This window comes from Cytobacillus gottheilii (assembly GCF_900166665.1).
Taxonomy (GTDB): domain Bacteria; phylum Bacillota; class Bacilli; order Bacillales; family Cytobacillaceae; genus Cytobacillus; species Cytobacillus gottheilii_A.
This window is the reverse complement of record NZ_LT800494.1, coordinates 2,583,249-2,602,723: the sequence shown is the minus strand read 5'-3', so window position 1 is coordinate 2,602,723 and position 19,475 is coordinate 2,583,249. Positions and strand designations below refer to the sequence as shown.

Genomic DNA, 19,475 nt, shown 5'->3' with positions numbered 1-19,475 from the left:
TGAAAATCAAAGCTGGGGGGCACTAAGGGTACGGGAAAGTGCCGTCAGAAGAGAAACCCAAAGCTGACGGGCACTAAAGGTACGGGAAAGTGCCCGCCAGAAGAAAAACCCAAGTCTGGGGGGCACTAAGGGTACGGGAAAGTGCCCGTCAGAAGAGAAACCCAAAGCTGAAGGGCACTAAAGGTACGGGAAAGTGCCCGTCAGAAGAGAAACCCAAGTCTGACGGGCACTCAAGGTGCGGGAAAGTGCCCGTCAGAAGAGAATCCCAAGTCTGACGGGCACTAAAGGTGCGTGTAAGTGCCCGCCAGAAGAAAAACCCAAGTCTGGGGGGCACTAAGGGTACGGGAAAGTGCCCGCCAGAAGAGAAAATCAAAGCTGACGGGCACTAAGGGTGCGGGAAAGTGCCCGCCAGAAGAGAAATCCAGAGCTGACGGGCACTAAAGGTACGGGAAAGTGCCCGCCAGAAGAGAAACCCAAGTCTGGGGGGCACTAAGGGTACGGGAAAGTGCCCGTCAGAAGAGAAACCCAAGGCTGACGGGCACTAAAGGTGCGGGAAAGTCCCCGTCAGAAGAGAAACCCAAGGCTGACGGGCACTAAAGGTACGGGAAAGTGCCCACCAGAAGAGAAATCCAAGGCTGCCGGGCACTAAAGGTACGGGAAAGTGCCCGCCAGAAGAAAACCCCAAAGCTGACGGGCACAAAAGCTACGCCAAAGTCCCCGCCAGAAGAGAAATCCAAAGCTGCCGGGCACAAAAGCTACGCCAAAGTGCCCCTCAGAAGAGAAACCCAGCGCTGCCGGGCACTAAAACTACGACAAAGCTCCCCAAGAAGAGAAACCCAAAGCCGACGGTCACTAAAGCTGTGACAAACTGCCCGCCAGATTACAATAGCACAAAAAAATGCCATTAGATTCGTATTCCACCCTGTTTTAAATCAGCATCTAGGGGAAGACAAAGCCTGAACTTTATTGAGGTGCAAAAAATTGAAGTTACCCCTTTTTATAGGTAGTAGGCTTCCCAGATCTAACTACAGTAAAATACTTATTCAATACTCTTCTAATAGCTTTTATTGAAAAGATTGAGCACCAATCTAATATTGTAGAAGTTGTTACCAATTCATTCGGGAACAGGAGCAAATACTCATCAATACTCCGCAATATAGCTTCATCATGGGCTTCAGTCTTCCCACATTTAAGACATTTCACTTGATTTCTATGGTTAATCTCAGTTTCTAACGACCCACACCCCAAACAAACAACCCCCTTCCCTAGTTTACCATAATCATATTCTGGTAACTTCCTATATGGCGACTCTTCAATATGCCTTTCAACGAGTTTCGCAGCGAGTTTTTCCTGTCTGGTTGAAACTTGTGCCGGCTGCGACTTCAATTTCGCGATAAACCGATTCATTTGTGTCGAAAAAATAGCCTTTAAACTAGGCGGGGCCTGATATAGAGTGAATTCGGAGTTAACAAACACGATGTAATAATGGAGTTTCACAGCGGAAACACCCATTTCTGAAAGCAGGCGCCGCATTAAGGATTCAGACCTTTTCACCTGTAAAATGGGATTCTTCACTTCGTTCCCCGATAATGTTCGCAGGATCTCCCCATCCATATAAAAGTCGCCACAATAGTTTTTCACTTCAAACAAATAGATCTCATTGTTCAACAAAAGGGTTGCATCAATCTGAAAGAGCGTTTGATTTTGCTCCAGTAACAAGTCAAAAAGAAGAGTGCCATTTTCACCAAGCGGCTCTAATAAACTTGAAAAAACAATCTCCCCATCATAACCTTTTTCCAAATTTCGATAATGCTGAATCTCTTTTTCATTAAGCTCCATACGGCTATTCAGATGCCGGTACATTCTCAGTTCTTTTGGTTCATTTAATGGTTTCACATTCATTTAAAACATCCTATCTATAAATTTTTTTCTTCCTCCCCACATATACATCTATAAAAGAGATGAGGGGCGAGACAGATGGACATTCAGATGCAAAAAGCGAATATGCTGGCAGATCAGGTTCGGGATTTTATTTTGCTGGTACAGGAGAAACAGAAAGAAGATGAAGGGATTTTTCATATAAAGCTGCTGATTGAGGATTTCAAGCTGAGGGTTCTTACTGATGAGCTTAAAAGAATCAATCGATACGAGTGGGATGGGAAGTATTCGTATTATTTGGTCAAAAGGTTAAAAAAGGGATTTCAGGTAATTGAGGAATATATTCAAGGGCGTGAGGAGCTTTACCTGATTCATGGAAGGGTGTACACGATTAACAAGGGGTTTATGCTTTTAAATAACGGGGAGCCTTCAGAGTGAGGTTCTCTTTTTTGTTCATTCATTGGGACTTGAGCACTAGCCTTGCTATTACGCATACAGATATGCTGTAATTTGATTATACCTTAAACTAGCAGAAAGGTGTGTCCCAGATGGCGAATCAGCAAGTGTTTGAAAGAGATATTAAAGATCATTGGTCTGTAAAATATGAAGAAGCACAGTTTCCATCGGTTCAAAAAGGCTGGATTTTACCTGTTGACCGCTGGAAGGATTTTGATCCATTTATTTTGATGGCGGAGGATTGGTTCAAGCGCGGAACGTTTTCGGATCATCCGCACCGGGGATTTCAGACGGTTACCTATGTGGTGGATGGCAGGCTTGAGCATATTGACAATGCTGGGGGCAGAGATATTTTGGAGCCTGGTGATGTGCAGTATATGAACGCTGGCTGGGCTGCCCGCCATGCGGAAGAAGCGGTTGGAGAAGACATTGCCCATACGCTGCAGCTTTGGCTGAACTTGCCGAAGGATCAAAGGAAAACGCCAACCACCTATCAAAATATTTATACTGAAGACGCACCAACAGCATCATTTGAAGGCGGCTATGTGAAAGTGTTTTCCGGTAATATTGCCGGTGTGCAAGGGCCGCTAGACAGCGTTGTGCCCATCACATTGTCGGAAATCAACTTAGAAAATGGGGCAACCTACACGCATCTTCTGCCTGAAACACATAATGCCTTTGTCTATGTTTTGTCAGGAGATTTAACGATTGGATCGTCCAATGTAAACTTGAAAAAGCATGGAGTCGCAACGTTAACGTTCAATGAGGCAGGAAATGATGAAAATAAAAGTGAAATAAAAATCAAGGCAAACAGCAGGAGAACAAGGCTTCTTGTTTACTCCGGAAAGCCTATAAAAGAAGAAATTGTTCCTTATGGTCCGTTTGTGATGAATTCAATGGATGAGATTAAGCAGGCATATCGCGATTATCATAATGGATTATTTGGACCGCCAGCAAAGTGAAATCATAGGAGGAAATGATGGAAATTGGAATCAGTACGTTCGTAGAGACAACGCCAGACCCACATACAGGGGAGACGATTAGCCATGCCCAGCGAATTCAAGAGGTAGTGGAAGAAATCGTCTTAGCCGATGAGGTTGGCTTAGATGTATTTGGAGTCGGTGAGCATCATCGTGAAGATTATGCTGCTTCATCTCCTGCCATTATTTTAGCCGCAGCTGCTGCAAGAACGAAACACATTCGCTTAACAAGCGCTGTAACTGTGCTTTCGTCTGCAGATCCTGTACGTGTTTTTCAGGATTTTGCAACAGTTGACGCCATTTCAAATGGCCGAGCAGAAATCATGGCCGGTCGCGGGTCATTTATTGAATCTTTCCCGTTGTTTGGTTATGATCTGCAGGATTATGATGAGTTATTTGATCAAAAGCTAGAATTGCTGTTAAAAATTCGTGCGTCTGAGAAAGTGACATGGCAAGGAGGACATCGCCCTGCCATCAACAACCGGGGTGTATACCCTCGTCCGGTGCAGGATCCGCTTCCTGTCTGGATCGGCAGCGGAGGCAACTCTGAGTCTGTTGTTCGTGCCGGTCTGCTCGGTCTGCCGCTTGTGCTCGCTATTATCGGTGGACAGCCCGTGCAGTTTGCTCCGCTTGTTGAGCTGTATAAAAAAGCAGCAGCACACGCTGGCCACGATGGCTCGAAGTTAACAGTTGCTTCCCATTCACATGGATTTATTGCTGACACAACAGAGCTGGCTGCAGAGCAATTTTTCCCATCCACACAGCAGGCGATGAGCAAACTGGGCCGTGAACGCGGTTGGGCACCATATACAAAAGCTACTTTCGATAACGCGAGAACCTTTGAAGGTGCATTATATGTGGGTGATGCCGAAACAGTTGCGAAAAAAATCATCCATCTCCGCAAAAAGGTAGGCATTACCCGTTTTATGCTTCATGTCCCAGTTGGAACCATGCCGCATGACCAAGTGATGCGGGCAATCGAGCTTTTAGGAAAAGAAGTCGCTCCAATTGTTAAGAGTGAAGTAGAGAAGTGGGAGCAGCAACAGTAAATGTGTAAGATAGCACTCATTCTTTGATTGAGTGCTTTTTTACACGTTTTCTTAATTTACAAAATTATCGTATAATTAAATAAAACTGGAGGTGTCTTGAATGACGAAGATAGCTGTACAAGATGTATATTCAGATGATTATTCCTGGTGCTATGGATGTGGGAAGTTAAATGAAAAGGGTCACCAGTTGAAAACAAGATGGGACGGNTTTCACAGCGGAAACACCCATTTCTGAAAGCAGGCGCCGCATTAAGGATTCAGACCTTTTCACCTGTAAAATGGGATTCTTCACTTCGTTCCCCGATAATGTTCGCAGGATCTCCCCATCCATATAAAAGTCGCCACAATAGTTTTTCACTTCAAACAAATAGATCTCATTGTTCAACAAAAGGGTTGCATCAATCTGAAAGAGCGTTTGATTTTGCTCCAGTAACAAGTCAAAAAGAAGAGTGCCATTTTCACCAAGCGGCTCTAATAAACTTGAAAAAACAATCTCCCCATCATAACCTTTTTCCAAATTTCGATAATGCTGAATCTCTTTTTCATTAAGCTCCATACGGCTATTCAGATGCCGGTACATTCTCAGTTCTTTTGGTTCATTTAATGGTTTCACATTCATTTAAAACATCCTATCTATAAATTTTTTTCTTCCTCCCCACATATACATCTATAAAAGAGATGAGGGGCGAGACAGATGGACATTCAGATGCAAAAAGCGAATATGCTGGCAGATCAGGTTCGGGATTTTATTTTGCTGGTACAGGAGAAACAGAAAGAAGATGAAGGGATTTTTCATATAAAGCTGCTGATTGAGGATTTCAAGCTGAGGGTTCTTACTGATGAGCTTAAAAGAATCAATCGATACGAGTGGGATGGGAAGTATTCGTATTATTTGGTCAAAAGGTTAAAAAAGGGATTTCAGGTAATTGAGGAATATATTCAAGGGCGTGAGGAGCTTTACCTGATTCATGGAAGGGTGTACACGATTAACAAGGGGTTTATGCTTTTAAATAACGGGGAGCCTTCAGAGTGAGGTTCTCTTTTTTGTTCATTCATTGGGACTTGAGCACTAGCCTTGCTATTACGCATACAGATATGCTGTAATTTGATTATACCTTAAACTAGCAGAAAGGTGTGTCCCAGATGGCGAATCAGCAAGTGTTTGAAAGAGATATTAAAGATCATTGGTCTGTAAAATATGAAGAAGCACAGTTTCCATCGGTTCAAAAAGGCTGGATTTTACCTGTTGACCGCTGGAAGGATTTTGATCCATTTATTTTGATGGCGGAGGATTGGTTCAAGCGCGGAACGTTTTCGGATCATCCGCACCGGGGATTTCAGACGGTTACCTATGTGGTGGATGGCAGGCTTGAGCATATTGACAATGCTGGGGGCAGAGATATTTTGGAGCCTGGTGATGTGCAGTATATGAACGCTGGCTGGGCTGCCCGCCATGCGGAAGAAGCGGTTGGAGAAGACATTGCCCATACGCTGCAGCTTTGGCTGAACTTGCCGAAGGATCAAAGGAAAACGCCAACCACCTATCAAAATATTTATACTGAAGACGCACCAACAGCATCATTTGAAGGCGGCTATGTGAAAGTGTTTTCCGGTAATATTGCCGGTGTGCAAGGGCCGCTAGACAGCGTTGTGCCCATCACATTGTCGGAAATCAACTTAGAAAATGGGGCAACCTACACGCATCTTCTGCCTGAAACACATAATGCCTTTGTCTATGTTTTGTCAGGAGATTTAACGATTGGATCGTCCAATGTAAACTTGAAAAAGCATGGAGTCGCAACGTTAACGTTCAATGAGGCAGGAAATGATGAAAATAAAAGTGAAATAAAAATCAAGGCAAACAGCAGGAGAACAAGGCTTCTTGTTTACTCCGGAAAGCCTATAAAAGAAGAAATTGTTCCTTATGGTCCGTTTGTGATGAATTCAATGGATGAGATTAAGCAGGCATATCGCGATTATCATAATGGATTATTTGGACCGCCAGCAAAGTGAAATCATAGGAGGAAATGATGGAAATTGGAATCAGTACGTTCGTAGAGACAACGCCAGACCCACATACAGGGGAGACGATTAGCCATGCCCAGCGAATTCAAGAGGTAGTGGAAGAAATCGTCTTAGCCGATGAGGTTGGCTTAGATGTATTTGGAGTCGGTGAGCATCATCGTGAAGATTATGCTGCTTCATCTCCTGCCATTATTTTAGCCGCAGCTGCTGCAAGAACGAAACACATTCGCTTAACAAGCGCTGTAACTGTGCTTTCGTCTGCAGATCCTGTACGTGTTTTTCAGGATTTTGCAACAGTTGACGCCATTTCAAATGGCCGAGCAGAAATCATGGCCGGTCGCGGGTCATTTATTGAATCTTTCCCGTTGTTTGGTTATGATCTGCAGGATTATGATGAGTTATTTGATCAAAAGCTAGAATTGCTGTTAAAAATTCGTGCGTCTGAGAAAGTGACATGGCAAGGAGGACATCGCCCTGCCATCAACAACCGGGGTGTATACCCTCGTCCGGTGCAGGATCCGCTTCCTGTCTGGATCGGCAGCGGAGGCAACTCTGAGTCTGTTGTTCGTGCCGGTCTGCTCGGTCTGCCGCTTGTGCTCGCTATTATCGGTGGACAGCCCGTGCAGTTTGCTCCGCTTGTTGAGCTGTATAAAAAAGCAGCAGCACACGCTGGCCACGATGGCTCGAAGTTAACAGTTGCTTCCCATTCACATGGATTTATTGCTGACACAACAGAGCTGGCTGCAGAGCAATTTTTCCCATCCACACAGCAGGCGATGAGCAAACTGGGCCGTGAACGCGGTTGGGCACCATATACAAAAGCTACTTTCGATAACGCGAGAACCTTTGAAGGTGCATTATATGTGGGTGATGCCGAAACAGTTGCGAAAAAAATCATCCATCTCCGCAAAAAGGTAGGCATTACCCGTTTTATGCTTCATGTCCCAGTTGGAACCATGCCGCATGACCAAGTGATGCGGGCAATCGAGCTTTTAGGAAAAGAAGTCGCTCCAATTGTTAAGAGTGAAGTAGAGAAGTGGGAGCAGCAACAGTAAATGTGTAAGATAGCACTCATTCTTTGATTGAGTGCTTTTTTACACGTTTTCTTAATTTACAAAATTATCGTATAATTAAATAAAACTGGAGGTGTCTTGAATGACGAAGATAGCTGTACAAGATGTATATTCAGATGATTATTCCTGGTGCTATGGATGTGGGAAGTTAAATGAAAAGGGTCACCAGTTGAAAACAAGATGGGACGGGGAACAGACAGTCACTATTTTTCAGCCGAAAAGTGAGCATATGGCGGTTCCAGGTTTTGTTTATGGCGGGGCGATTGCATCATTGATTGATTGTCATGGCACTGGCTCTGCGGCATTGGCTCTTCATCGTAAAAATGGTCATGAACCTGGTGACGGAATAGAACCGCCTCGTTTTGTAACCGCTTCCCTTCGTGTCGACTTTATGAAACCAACTCCACAACATGTGGAATTAAAAGCGGTAGGTGAAGTAGAAGCCATTCATCCTAAAAAGTGGAGAGTGACTGTTGAAGTGTTCGCAGACGCTGTTTTATGTGCCAAAGGGGAAGTCATTGCAGTGGTGATGCCAGATACGTTTTTGCAGAAATAGCGTTCAATTCATACCTGATATAATATTGTGTTGCTCTCTTATCCTAATAGATAAGGATTATACCAAGCCAGAAGCAATCGTACATTTCTATATAATAAAAGGATTTTCTACGCAAAAATAGAATTAAATAGGGAAAAAGGAGGGAACCCAACATGCAAGCATTATTAGTCATAGATGTTCAAAACGCGATTGTTGAAGCAGGGGAGTTTTCAAGTGAGCTTGCCCGCATGGAAAAGGTGATTCAGGATTTTAAAGCGAGCGGGCAGCCGGTCATTTTTATCCGGCATTTGGATCAAGTGGAGGATAGCCCTTTGTATAAGGATTCAGAGGGATCTCACCTGCATCCATCCTTGAAGGATTATGCAGAACATGTGGTAGAGAAGACAACGCAGAGTTCATTTTTTAAAACGAATCTTCCACAGCTTTTAGAAGATTTAGGGGTGGACCATGTCTTTATCGTTGGTTTTAATACGGAGTTTTGCTGTATGTTCACAGCAATTTCAGCGTTTGACCGCGGGTATAAGGTGACGTTTATCGAGGATGCGACCGGGACGACGAACAATGAAGATACATATGAGATGAAGGGTCTGGATATCCGTGACTTTGTCGGAACAGTGCTTCATTGGTCTGAAGTAATTGAAGTGCTTGATTTTGAAGAGTATGTGGAAGAGTACGATTCACTGCAAAAAACGCTTAATTAGGTATTAGGAGGAGAAAGGGCTATCAATCATTTCGAAGAATACGATGATCCTATTTTGTATGATCAGGAGAATGAAGCTCACCTTCCAGAGCTTCCTTTTCTGTTAAAATGGGCAGAAAAAAACAAGGGAATCATCATAGATTTAGCTTGCGGCACTGGCCGAGTCACCATTCCATTCGCAAAAAGAGGATATCATTTAGTTGGTGTGGATATCCATAATGGCATGCTGAATCAAGCAAAGCAGAAGTCAGAACAGCATGGAGTGGATATTGACTGGAAAGAGCAGGATTGCACAGTATTAGATTTACAGATTAAGAGCGGATTTATCTTTTGTGCAGGCAATTCTTTTCAGCATTTCCATTCTAACGAGGAACAGGATCGGTTTCTTGCTTCTGTGCATAAGCATTTACATGATGATGGAATTTTTATTTTTGGCACTCGTTTTCCTAGCCGGGAAGAGCTGCTGCAGCCAAATAGTGAAGAATATTGGAGATCGTATAAAGATAATAAGCAGGTGACAGTCGACGTCTATACTGTCAGCCAATATGACTCCTTAAATCAAATCCAGCATTATACAACAATCAGAAAATATAAAAATCAAGACGGCACGATCATAAATGAAAAAACAACTAGAATTCAATTAAGATATGTATTTCCAAAAGAAATGGAGAGACTTCTCCGTTCAAATGGATTTGAAATACTCCATCATTACAGCGATTGGAAGGAATCTAAAATAACGAATGATAGCTATGAAAGCATTTATGTCTGCCGGAAAATAACTTCATAGATGGTTAACCAAACACTTGTCCTCCTTTTATGCTACAATAAATAGATCTAAAGAACAGCGGAAGGGGGGCAATGTGGATGGAGAAGATGATCACACATAAAATGGTCAAGGAACGATGCGGAACCATCTCCTATAAAAGAGGGGATGCTTTTTTTCGTGCCAATAAGGTGAGTTTTGAAAGCTATGATCAGGGGCAATGTGAAGCAATTGTGAACGGAGCAGAGCCATTTTACGTCAAATTGAGAAGTGATGAGAGCGGAGAACTGCAGGCAGAATGTACATGTCCAAAGCTTGCCTCCTATACAAAGGACTGTCAGCATGTGGCAGCTGTGATGCTTGCCATCCATGAAAACCAGCGGCAAGGAAGATCGCCAATAACCTCCAATGGTGATAAACATGATTTAACAGAAGGTCTGCTCAGTCTTTTTCAGAAAAAGTCTTTGCCAGCAAGCAGTCGGCAGCGCCATTTTGAAAATCGGACGGTGCTAAATGCAGCATTTTTATGCGAGATAAAAGAAATCAGCAGCCATGATCATTTGCTGTCACTTTCAATCAGCATACAATCCATTAAAATCCAACATATTCGAGCGTTTATTCAAGCGGTAAAAATGCGGCAAACATGTGTGCTTTCTTTGCAATTCACGTATGATCCGAGCGAGCACTGCTTTCATCCGGAAGTGGATCGCTTTTTTGAACTGCTCTATCAAATGATGATTGATGAGAGCATGTTTCAAGATGAGGACAGTGGGGAGATAAACATTTCCGCTTCTTTATGGTCACATATAAAGGAATTTACAGAGAACATTCCGTTAAAGCTTTCCCAGTACCCATTTCAGGTTTCTGAGCAAACGCCGCCGCTTCATTTTACACTAAAAGATGGAGCGCAAGCAGACCAATATGTTATGCACGTTAAAGGGCTAGAAAACGGTCTTCTTTTTCACCGATATTCTGCGATTCTCATTGACAGCACCATGTTTATGCTGCCAAAAGATCAATTCCAGCAGCTTTCTGAGCTGGATAAAATGCTAAAGCAATCCTCTGCAAATGAAATCCCGATCACAAAAGAGCAGCTCGATTTTTTTATCAAGCAGGTGGTTCCAGGTCTTCGGAAGATTGGGATTGTTCATATACCGGCTGATATTATGCGGACGCCGCTGCAGGCGAAACTGTATTTGGATCGGCTTAACAACCGCTTACTGGCGGGTCTGGAGTTTCATTACGAGCATATCATTATTCAGCCGCTTGAAAATCGTGAGCCTCCTGCCGGGGTCAGGATTGTACGAGATGTGCAAAAGGAAGATCAGATTCTCGAGCTGATGGAAGAAGGTCAATTCGCGAAAAGTGATGGCGGCTATATGCTGCAAAATGAGGGGCTTGAGTATCAATTTTTGTATCATCTGCTGCCTAAGCTGCAAAAGCTTGTACATGTGTATGCTACAACGGCTGTGCGCAATCGGATTTTCAGAGAAAATCCTAAACCGCGTTTCCGGGTTGCTTTTAAAAGAGAGCGGACGAATTGGCTTGAGTTTAAGTTTGAGCTTGATGGGATTTCAGATCACCATATACGCAAGCTGCTTCAGGCTTTAGAGGAAAAGCGCAAATATTATCGCCTTCAAAATGGATCGCTGCTTTCGCTGGAATCAAAAGAGTTTGAGGAAATTCAGCGGTTTCTGCAAATGGTTCCGAGTCAGGTCAATGAAGAAGAAAGTCTCTACCAAATGTCTGTCTCTAAAGGGCTGCAGTTCTTAGAAACAGATGAGGATGGCGGGCTCTTTGCGATGGAAGAGTCCTTAAGGAACTTTTTTGAGCAGCTGAAACATCCGAATCAGGCAGCTTTTCCTGTTCCGGAAAGCCTGCATTCTGTTTTAAGAGACTATCAAAAAACCGGATTTTATTGGATGAAAACGCTAGCGTCCTACGGTTTTGGCGGGATACTGGCCGATGATATGGGGCTTGGCAAAACGCTGCAAAGTATTGCCTATATCCTGTCTGAGTTAAAGGACGTGCGGAAACAGAAGCAGCCGATTTTGATCGTTTGTCCTGCAGCTGTTACGTATAATTGGCTGCAGGAATTAATCAAGTTTGCTCCAGAAATAGAGGCTGCCGTCGTCGATGGGGAACAAAAGGAGCGGGAGATGCTTCTGCAGCGTTCGTCCGATTTGGATGTGCTGATCACGTCTTATCCGCTTCTGCTTAAAGATCGTAATTTGTATGAGCAGGTAACGTTTCAAACCGTGTTTTTTGATGAAGCACAAGCCTTTAAAAATCCAACAACACAGACGGCAAAGGCTGTTAAAAAAATCAATGCCAAGCAGCGGTTTGCTTTAACAGGCACACCAGTCGAAAATGCACTAGAAGAGCTTTGGTCGATTTTTCATGTGGTGTTTCCGGAATTATTCGGAAGCATCAAAGAGTATAGCCATTTAACCAGAGAGAAAATTTCCAAGAGAATTCGTCCATTTCTGCTGCGCAGGCTGAAGAAAGATGTGCTTTTGGAGCTGCCGGAAAAAACAGAAATGATCGACTCGTCCGAGCTGTTACCTGAGCAGAAAAAGCTATATGCTGCCTACTTGGCAAAGCTTCGCCATGATACGCTCAAACATCTTGATAAGCAGACATTGAGGAAAAATCGCATTAAAATTCTGGCTGGCATCACTCGGCTGCGGCAGATTTGCTGTCATCCCGGCTTGTTTGTAGACGGATACAAAGGTGGCTCCGCTAAACTGGAGCAATTAATCCAAATTCTGCAGGAAGCACAGCTTGCCGGCAGAAGGGTGCTGATTTTTTCTCAATTTACGAAAATGCTGCGGATCATTGGACAAGAAGCATCGAAGCTGGGACTGGACTTTTTCTACTTAGATGGACAAACACCTTCTGCAGAACGAGTAGACCTATGTACGCGCTTTAATGAAGGAGAGCGTGATCTCTTTCTGATCTCATTAAAAGCAGGCGGAACAGGCCTCAACTTAACCGGTGCTGACACCGTCATTTTATATGACTTATGGTGGAATCCAGCTGTTGAAGAACAGGCAGCAGACCGAGCCCATCGAATGGGACAAAAACAGCATGTGCAAGTGATTAAATTAGTTTCAAGAGGAACCGTAGAAGAGAAAATCAACAGTCTGCAAGAGAAGAAACGTGATTTAATTGATGAAGTATTAACCTTTGAAAAGAGCTTAACGGAGGAAGACATTGTAGAGCTTTTACGATAGAGGAAATGCTGCCTGGGTATGTTGATTTTTCATTAAAGTTTTTTATAGCCTAGGCAAGCCATTTTCTTCCACTATATTGATAATAATCATTTTCAAATATCACTTCCAAACAAAAAAAGGAGGAGACTATATGACGGCAACAGAAGGTATGATTAACGTTACAGGCGGTAAAGTATGGTATCAGAAGCATGAGGGAGAGGGGACTGGAACACCGGTGATTATTCTGCATGGCGGACCGGGCTCGTCTCATTACTCTATGCAGGATTTAAAAATTCTTGCGAAGGACCGTCCCGTGATTTTTTATGATCAGCTGGGCTGCGGAAAATCCGAGCGGCCAAACGACACAGCTCTTTGGCATATCGATCGTTTTGTGGAGGAGCTTGGGCAAGTCCGTGAAGCCTTAAATTTAGATGAAGTACATATTCTTGGCCACTCATGGGGAACAACGCTTGCGGCAGCTTACTTGTTAACGAAGCCAGCTGGGGTTAAAAGTGTGATTTTTTCAAGTCCATGCTTAAGTGCACCCTTATGGGCAGAGGATCAGGAACGAAACCGCAAGCTTTTGCCGGAAGATGTCCAAGCTGTTTTAAAAGAATGCGAGGAAAACGGCACAACCGATTCGGAAGCATATAAAAAGGCAACCGCAGAATTTAATAAAATGTTTGTCTGCAGACTGGATCCAATGCCGGCGTTTTTAAAGGAAGGTGCTAAATACAGAAGTCCTGAAGTCTACAATATCATGTGGGGGCCTTCTGAGTTTCATGTGACTGGGAATTTAAAGAGCTTTGACTGCACACAGCAGCTTAAAGAAATTGAAATTCCATCATTATATACATGCGGCCGCTATGACGAGGCAACACCTGAGTCCACACAATCCTTTAGTGAGCTAACGCCCCATTCGGCTTTTCATGTTTTTGAGGAAAGCGCTCATATGCCGTATATTGAAGAGCCTGAACAATATGTAAATGTTATATCTGAGTTTCTTCGTCACAACGATTGAGTCACATATCGATGAGAAATAATGTATAGCGAGTGTCGCTATTTTTAATGAACAAGAAGAAGTTCTAATTATAAAAGAAGAAAAGAAGGGCTGGAATTTTCCATCCGGACGTATAGAAACTGGGGAAGATATTGTTGCAGCAGCCATTCGCGAAGTGAGAGAAGAAACCGGATTGCAAGTATCGATTACAGGTACTACAGGTGTATATCAATTCATAAGTGATTCAAACGATCCTGTTATTCTTTTTCAATTTATTGCTTCACATAGCGGAGAGTCACTAAGAATGACAGAGGAAGATATAGTAGAAGCAAAGTGGATACGTCTCTCAGATCTTATCCAAACAGAAGAAAGAATGCTACGAAACGCTGCAAATATGAAGAGTATTGCGAAAAATTTGCTTGAAAATCCGATATTTAATCTCTCTTTTTTTCATGAAGATTAAAAAGCAAAAGGGACTGAATCCATAAGAGGATACAGTCCCTATAAAAAAGGAGGAAAAGGGTATTGCTTGTCCTAGCTACATGTATAGAATAAACGATAAATATGACGAGAGTATGAACAAAGCGTGTCAAACATCATAAATTGCTTAAACGATTTTATGACATTCCACCTTGCCAATTGAGAAATAAAACGGGGAAGGAAAAGGCGGCTTTTTACCCTTTTTTAATCTTGAAACGGTGATATCAAGCCAATTTCGATGCTCGTTAACGCCTGTAAAAAACAAATACAACGTATTCCGATCCTCTTCATTTTCGCCATAATAGCCGCATGGTGCGGCAGTTCCGTGTTTATACCATTCTGCTCCAGAATCACAATCAATCAGCTGATAAGGATCAGTTGACCAATTGTTTCGATCTCCATTTGGCTTTTTACCTTCAAGCAGCCATAACCCTTGCTGAGGAAATGGCGTTCTTCCATATAAATTGGTGCTGCGGCAGACTGTCATTTCAAAACCAGAGGACGGTGTCTGATGTACAGAGGCATCATAAAAGTTTTCATCCTCGTTAAATAGAGAGATCGGCTCAGACCAATCGTTTATGCCGTTTTGACTCTCAATATATTGAATCGTATAGCGGGGTTCTCCGGTTTTTCCCGTTTCCTGAACCGTTGTTACATACCACATTCTCCATAACCCATCGAAATAACGGACTTTTGGTTCAAGCACATTTGGACTTGCTGTAGTACCAGTTATAATTGGCTCTTGATAACGGACCCATTGATCATCTCTTTTTTCAATAACACCAATGGAATAAGGAGCTTCATTATCAAGCACTTTTTTGGATGCCCGTCCCGTATAATAAACTCTCTCAACAGCATCACCCCGTTCGCTGAATCCGCTTACAAAACAAGGTGTATGATAGCCGTAGTAATCCCAGCTTCCCTTTGTAGAATTAGCGATTAGAGGCTTTGCCTTCTTTGGATGATTTTCATAGGTCATGATTTTCCAATCGTTACAATCGAGTCCTTTGCCAGCAGGTAGATAGGCAGAAAAAATATTATTTTTAAAATTAGATTGGAAACCTCCAAAGAACATCCACCATTGATTTTCTATTTTTACGACATGCGGGTCGCCGATTCCAAAAATATTTTTGATGGGACCGTAGCGTTCTGTCTGATCAAACAGCTTCACAGGCGTTGTAAGGGTGAAATTCATGGCTGGGAGTGTACATCTCCTTTTTCAACAAGCTTCTGGAAGCCGTAATTGATAAAAGAATAGGCATATGCCGTATAAAAAAGATGCTTGGGTTTAAACTTCTTTAATTTATAGGCCCCTATGTTTTCGAAGAAGATATTTAAACCAAAGGCAAAAATCAAGTCCATTACTAAGTTTATTAGTGTATAGAGAAGAAATCTTCCGTTGGTAAAATGAAATACCCACATATTAATCGCAAAGAAGGGGCCAAAAATAAAGGAAAGTGCATCATAAACCGTATATTTTACCCCGCCTTTAGTCTTCCACCATTTAAAAGAAATAGCCATCATCGTTTGTGCTAATAAAACACAAGCCGAAAATAATGTAACCGTTAAGAATCTGCGAAATGAGGATTTTGGGAGAAATATAATGCTGAACCAAGAAATAAGCACGATTGAAATCCTAAAAACAAGTATCAATGGAACATCACCTCATAATTAAGCATTTTGGAAAATGCACAGTTTAGTATTAGCTTCTTTCTAGGATGGTTTATAGCTAGAAAATTATTCGGTAAATGTAAATTTATAGATAAAAAAACCATCAGCATAAATGACACAGGCTGATGGCATGATGTTATTGCTGTTCTTTTAAGAATAAATCACATAAAACACCTTCTCGAATCGATTGATCGATCGGAATAAAGCAAGGAGCTTGAATTTCCTCCATTAGTGTAAGGATGATCATGATGCCGGGAATGATGATATCTTTTCTTTTTTTAGAAAGCCCTTTTATTTTCCCGCGATCATCGAACGGAACCGAAGCAATATCCATTAAAACGCGATGAACATCTGCATAGCTCATAACAGGCTGCTGAATTTTTTTCGTTGCTTGATGAACTCGTCCTACATTTCTCGCGGTTCCGCCAATCCCAATGATCGGGACATTCTGATTGGTCAGCCAAGGATGCTGCTTAAACGCTTCAATTAAGAAAGAGTGAATCTTCTCTAAATGAGCAACAGTCAATTCTTGCTCACCTGGAAAACGCCGATCCAACGAAACAGCACCAAATGGAAAACTGACATATTCGATTAATTTCTGATCCTTGAATAAGGTGATCTCTGTGCTGCCTCCGCCAATATCAATCGTAAAACCGTTGTCTATATCAATGGCGTTTATGACACTGACATAGCCATAATAGGCTTCTTCATATTCACTTAAGAGCCTAAAAGGGCAATCTATATGTAATTTCATAGCATTTAAAATGGCTTCTTTATTGGAAGCCTGCCTAATGACGGCAGTAGCAAATCCCATGACCTCTATTTCAGGATAAGAGGATAAGATTTGGTTAAATTGATCGAGGGTGGAAAGTAAGATTTGTACGCCTTCTTCTTTTAGCTTCCCATCTTCCTGAATGTAATTGATGAGCCTTGCCGATACTTTTTCATTTTTCAATTCTGTGTAGTTGCTGGTATTGTCAATCTGATAAATGACCAGCCGAACCGAGTTGGAGCCAATATCAATAATACCGATCAGTCTTTCCTTCAATTCCGTACACTTCCTTTGCTGGTTGTAGATCATGTTAAAGAAGAAATCAGATAAAATTAATAGTAATCTATCGTAAAAAAAATGTAAATGCTATAATGAATTTGCTGATGTAATAGTAAAAATATTTACGAAAATTTAACAATTCCTCTTGTTATGATTTACAAAACTTTGGTAAAGTGTAAAGGATTCAAATGATTGAAGGAGATGGAATGTAGTGGATTCAACAAAGAATGCAGCAGTGAACTTGGATGATCCTTCACTTTATAATAACAGAGAGCTAAGCTGGTTGGATTTCAATTACCGTGTTCTGGAGGAATCACTGGATCCCCGCAACGCCTTGCTTGATCGTTACAAGTTTTTAGCTATTTTCAGTTCAAATCTGGACGAATTTTTCATGGTGCGGGTTGCAGGCTTGCTGGATCAGGTGAAAGCAGGCTTCAATAAACCGGAGAATAAAGCAGGACTTACGCCCAAAGAGCAGCTGAGAGCGATACATAAACGTACGCATGATCTTGTCAGAAAACAGGACTATGCTTTTTTACATGAATTATCCCCTTTACTTGAAAAAGAGAATGTGAAGTTTTTATCAATGGAAGACGCTTCCAAAGAATTTTATCCTTTTTTAGAAACCTTCTTTGATGAAGAGGTATTTCCCGTTTTAACTCCTATGGCAATAGATGCATACCGGCCGTTTCCCATGCTTTTAAATAAATCATTAAACCTGGCTGTTGTGGTAGAAGATAAATCTGAGGAAAGCAAGAAGCTTTTTCCGTTTGACGGCAATCTTGTGCTTGTACAAGTACCGGCTGTGATTAACCGATTTATTGAACTTCCTAAAAAGAATAATGTGAGACAGTTTATTCTATTAGAAGATGTGATCACATTATTTACTCATAAACTATTTGCAGGCTATCAGGTAAAGTCAGTCACTCCTTTCCGTATTACCCGGAATGCGGACTTAAATATCCACGAAGATGAAGCTGAAGATCTGCTTCTGGAAATTGAAGAGGAATTAAAAAACCGCAAATGGGGAGCAGCTGTACGATTGGAAATTAAGAAAGGCTGCTTTGATCAGCAGGTAATGGACTATTTACTATCTGAGCTGGAAATTCACCCTGATGATATTTATACACTTGAAGCACCTCTTGATATGACGTTTCTATTCGGTTTTTACCGGACAATCGAAGCAACACATGAACATTTGCGTTCCCAATCCTTTATACCGCAGCCGCCGATCGACCTTGAGGGCGACGGGGACATTTTTACAAAAATACGGCAAAATGATGTGCTTCTACACCATCCGTACGAATCGTTTGAGCCAGTCATTGATTTCGTTTCACAGTCAGCAGATGACAAGTCTGTGCTCGCCATTAAGCAGACATTGTATCGTGTCAGCGGCGACTCTCCGATTATTAACAGCTTAAAGCGTGCAGCTGCAAACGGAAAACAAGTAACCGTTCTTGTTGAGTTAAAGGCGAGATTTGATGAAGAGAATAACGTTCAGTGGGCAAAAGAATTGGAAAGAGCCGGCTGTCATGTTATTTATGGACTGAACCATCTGAAAACACATAGTAAAATAACGCTCGTTGTCAGACGTGAAAAAGGCAGAATTCAACGCTATGTTCACTTGGGAACAGGCAACTACAACGATTCCACTGCCAAGCTTTATACAGATATGGGCCTCTTAACATATAACGAAAAAATTGGCATAGATGCAACCAACTTTTTTAACTATTTGAGCGGTTATATGGACAAGCCTGAATATTATTACTTATCTGTTGCGCCTTTTGCGATCCGTGATTCATTTATTGAGCTGATTGATCAGGAAATTGCCTTTCATAAAGAGCATGGTAACGGAAAAATTGCACTCAAGATGAATTCATTAACAGATAAGATCATTATTAAGAAGCTATACGAAGCTTCAATGGCCGGTGTGAAAATTGATCTGATTATTCGAGGCATTTGCTGTTTACGTCCTGGAATTAAAGGGGTCAGTGAACAGATCACGGTGCGCAGTATTGTCGGCACCTTTTTGGAGCATACAAGAATCTATTGCTTCCATCATAATGGGGAAAACAAAGTATTCCTGTCATCGGCAGACTTAATGACAAGAAATATGGAAAACCGCGTAGAAATCCTATTCCCCATTTTAAATATCGAATTGAAAAAGCGAATCGATGAAACGATGACCATTATGCTGAGTGACAACTGCAAAGCACGTGAGCAGGCACCAGATGGTTCCTATCATTATGTCAAAAAACAGTCTGGCGAAACAGAAATCAACAGCCAGCTCTTATTATGCGAAAAAGCAGCAACCAAAGTCATTCGCGAAAAAAAATACGAAGACCCGGTTGCACAGTTTAAACTATTATTCTCAAGAAGAAAGAATTAAAAGAAGAGGCTGGGACATAAGTATTTAACACAACCACAGAACCGAATGATTAGGGAGTGAATATTTCTAATCATTCGGTTTTTTATTTGTTTAACATTTAATATTTCTAAACATGAGTGAAATGGAGCGGAGGACCCTCGACTCCTATGGGCAATAGAGGAAAGGGTGAGACCCCGCAGGAGCTTTGCT

At 42.1% G+C, this 19,475-nt stretch carries 18 protein-coding genes and 1 pseudogene; 14 read left to right on the top strand and 5 right to left on the bottom strand.

What is annotated here, in order from left to right; translation table 11 throughout:
• Positions 1-987: 987 nt before the first annotated feature.
• Positions 988-1,902: a nuclease-related domain-containing protein gene (locus B7E07_RS12805; RefSeq protein ID WP_080846229.1), complete on the bottom strand. Its 915-nt coding sequence runs from the start codon at positions 1,900-1,902 to the stop codon at positions 988-990.
• A 75-nt stretch (positions 1,903-1,977) separates the two neighbouring features.
• On the opposite strand from B7E07_RS12805, the gene B7E07_RS12800 reads away from it, so the two are divergent.
• The 4 genes and pseudogenes from B7E07_RS12800 to B7E07_RS25260 all read left to right on the top strand — a co-directional run.
• Positions 1,978-2,316, top strand: coding sequence for a hypothetical protein (locus tag B7E07_RS12800; protein ID WP_080846227.1), 339 nt, complete (start codon positions 1,978-1,980; stop codon positions 2,314-2,316).
• A gap of 110 nt (positions 2,317-2,426) precedes the next feature.
• Positions 2,427-3,296, top strand: a complete 870-nt coding sequence (locus tag B7E07_RS12795; RefSeq protein ID WP_080846226.1) for a pirin family protein — start codon at positions 2,427-2,429, stop codon at positions 3,294-3,296.
• 17 nt (positions 3,297-3,313) lie between these two features.
• A complete protein-coding gene (locus tag B7E07_RS12790; protein WP_080846225.1) occupies positions 3,314-4,363 on the top strand; it encodes an LLM class flavin-dependent oxidoreductase in 1,050 nt (349 codons plus the stop codon).
• Positions 4,364-4,463: 100 nt separating this feature from the next.
• A pseudogene (locus B7E07_RS25260) lies at positions 4,464-4,568 on the top strand (PaaI family thioesterase); the annotation flags it as partial.
• Here B7E07_RS25260 and B7E07_RS12780 read toward each other — a convergent pair.
• Entirely contained in the window at positions 4,530-4,919 is a 390-nt protein-coding gene (locus B7E07_RS12780; RefSeq protein ID WP_257391548.1) for a nuclease-related domain-containing protein, read from the bottom strand. The pseudogene B7E07_RS25260 and the gene B7E07_RS12780 overlap by 39 nt on opposite strands.
• Positions 4,920-5,057: 138 nt before the next feature.
• Between B7E07_RS12780 and B7E07_RS12775 the strand changes: the two genes are divergently transcribed.
• The 9 genes from B7E07_RS12775 to B7E07_RS12735 all read left to right on the top strand — a co-directional run bounded on the left by B7E07_RS12775 (position 5,058) and on the right by B7E07_RS12735 (position 14,158).
• On the top strand, positions 5,058-5,396 hold the full coding sequence (locus tag B7E07_RS12775; protein WP_080846227.1) for a hypothetical protein: 339 nt from the start codon (positions 5,058-5,060) through the stop codon (positions 5,394-5,396).
• Between the two features lie 110 nt (positions 5,397-5,506).
• Positions 5,507-6,376, top strand: coding sequence for a pirin family protein (locus B7E07_RS12770; protein ID WP_080846226.1), 870 nt, complete (start codon positions 5,507-5,509; stop codon positions 6,374-6,376).
• Between the two features lie 17 nt (positions 6,377-6,393).
• Positions 6,394-7,443 carry an LLM class flavin-dependent oxidoreductase gene (locus tag B7E07_RS12765; RefSeq protein ID WP_080846225.1) on the top strand — a complete coding sequence of 350 codons (1,050 nt, stop codon included), beginning with the start codon at positions 6,394-6,396 and terminating at the stop codon, positions 7,441-7,443.
• A 100-nt stretch (positions 7,444-7,543) separates the two neighbouring features.
• Positions 7,544-8,017 carry a PaaI family thioesterase gene (locus B7E07_RS12760; RefSeq protein ID WP_080846224.1) on the top strand — a complete coding sequence of 158 codons (474 nt, stop codon included), beginning with the start codon at positions 7,544-7,546 and terminating at the stop codon, positions 8,015-8,017.
• Between the two features lie 152 nt (positions 8,018-8,169).
• Complete coding sequence (locus tag B7E07_RS12755; RefSeq protein WP_080846223.1) at positions 8,170-8,718, top strand: cysteine hydrolase family protein; 549 nt, start codon at positions 8,170-8,172, stop codon at positions 8,716-8,718.
• 54 nt (positions 8,719-8,772) lie between these two features.
• Positions 8,773-9,504, top strand: coding sequence for a class I SAM-dependent DNA methyltransferase (locus tag B7E07_RS12750; RefSeq protein WP_257391447.1), 732 nt, complete (start codon positions 8,773-8,775; stop codon positions 9,502-9,504).
• Positions 9,505-9,581: 77 nt separating this feature from the next.
• Positions 9,582-12,716, top strand: a complete 3,135-nt coding sequence (locus B7E07_RS12745; RefSeq protein ID WP_080846221.1) for a DEAD/DEAH box helicase — start codon at positions 9,582-9,584, stop codon at positions 12,714-12,716.
• 130 nt (positions 12,717-12,846) lie between these two features.
• Positions 12,847-13,716: a proline iminopeptidase-family hydrolase gene (locus B7E07_RS12740; protein WP_080846220.1), complete on the top strand. Its 870-nt coding sequence runs from the start codon at positions 12,847-12,849 to the stop codon at positions 13,714-13,716.
• Positions 13,717-13,741: 25 nt separating this feature from the next.
• Positions 13,742-14,158, top strand: a complete 417-nt coding sequence (locus B7E07_RS12735; protein ID WP_080846219.1) for an NUDIX hydrolase — start codon at positions 13,742-13,744, stop codon at positions 14,156-14,158.
• Between the two features lie 144 nt (positions 14,159-14,302).
• Here B7E07_RS12735 and B7E07_RS12730 read toward each other — a convergent pair whose 3' ends face one another.
• From B7E07_RS12730 to B7E07_RS12720, 3 genes are all read right to left on the bottom strand, one after another.
• A complete protein-coding gene (locus tag B7E07_RS12730; protein ID WP_218970422.1) occupies positions 14,303-15,346 on the bottom strand; it encodes a hypothetical protein in 1,044 nt (347 codons plus the stop codon).
• 20 nt (positions 15,347-15,366) lie between these two features.
• Positions 15,367-15,699: a hypothetical protein gene (locus B7E07_RS12725; protein WP_257391446.1), complete on the bottom strand. Its 333-nt coding sequence runs from the start codon at positions 15,697-15,699 to the stop codon at positions 15,367-15,369.
• A 283-nt stretch (positions 15,700-15,982) separates the two neighbouring features.
• Positions 15,983-16,927: a Ppx/GppA phosphatase family protein gene (locus B7E07_RS12720; protein ID WP_080846216.1), complete on the bottom strand. Its 945-nt coding sequence runs from the start codon at positions 16,925-16,927 to the stop codon at positions 15,983-15,985.
• Between the two features lie 181 nt (positions 16,928-17,108).
• On the opposite strand from B7E07_RS12720, the gene B7E07_RS12715 reads away from it, so the two are divergent.
• Positions 17,109-19,286 carry an RNA degradosome polyphosphate kinase gene (locus tag B7E07_RS12715; protein WP_080846215.1) on the top strand — a complete coding sequence of 726 codons (2,178 nt, stop codon included), beginning with the start codon at positions 17,109-17,111 and terminating at the stop codon, positions 19,284-19,286.
• The last annotated feature ends 189 nt before the right edge of the window (positions 19,287-19,475 follow it).

Bases quoted from the DNA above. Each gene is read 5' to 3' on its own strand.
- B7E07_RS12795 (WP_080846226.1), top strand. From the start codon at position 2,427: ATGGCGAATCAGCAAGTGTTTGAAAGAGATATTAAAGATCATTGGTCT.
- B7E07_RS12740 (WP_080846220.1), top strand. From the start codon at position 12,847: ATGACGGCAACAGAAGGTATGATTAACGTTACAGGCGGTAAAGTATGG.
- B7E07_RS12745 (WP_080846221.1), top strand. From the start codon at position 9,582: ATGGAGAAGATGATCACACATAAAATGGTCAAGGAACGATGCGGAACC.
- B7E07_RS12755 (WP_080846223.1), top strand. From the start codon at position 8,170: ATGCAAGCATTATTAGTCATAGATGTTCAAAACGCGATTGTTGAAGCA.
- B7E07_RS12800 (WP_080846227.1), top strand. From the start codon at position 1,978: ATGGACATTCAGATGCAAAAAGCGAATATGCTGGCAGATCAGGTTCGG.
- B7E07_RS12725 (WP_257391446.1), bottom strand. From the start codon at position 15,699: ATGATGGCTATTTCTTTTAAATGGTGGAAGACTAAAGGCGGGGTAAAA.
- B7E07_RS12775 (WP_080846227.1), top strand. From the start codon at position 5,058: ATGGACATTCAGATGCAAAAAGCGAATATGCTGGCAGATCAGGTTCGG.
- B7E07_RS12790 (WP_080846225.1), top strand. From the start codon at position 3,314: ATGGAAATTGGAATCAGTACGTTCGTAGAGACAACGCCAGACCCACAT.
- B7E07_RS12770 (WP_080846226.1), top strand. From the start codon at position 5,507: ATGGCGAATCAGCAAGTGTTTGAAAGAGATATTAAAGATCATTGGTCT.
- B7E07_RS12720 (WP_080846216.1), bottom strand. From the start codon at position 16,927: ATGATCTACAACCAGCAAAGGAAGTGTACGGAATTGAAGGAAAGACTG.
- B7E07_RS12765 (WP_080846225.1), top strand. From the start codon at position 6,394: ATGGAAATTGGAATCAGTACGTTCGTAGAGACAACGCCAGACCCACAT.
- B7E07_RS12805 (WP_080846229.1), bottom strand. From the start codon at position 1,902: ATGAATGTGAAACCATTAAATGAACCAAAAGAACTGAGAATGTACCGG.
- B7E07_RS12760 (WP_080846224.1), top strand. From the start codon at position 7,544: ATGACGAAGATAGCTGTACAAGATGTATATTCAGATGATTATTCCTGG.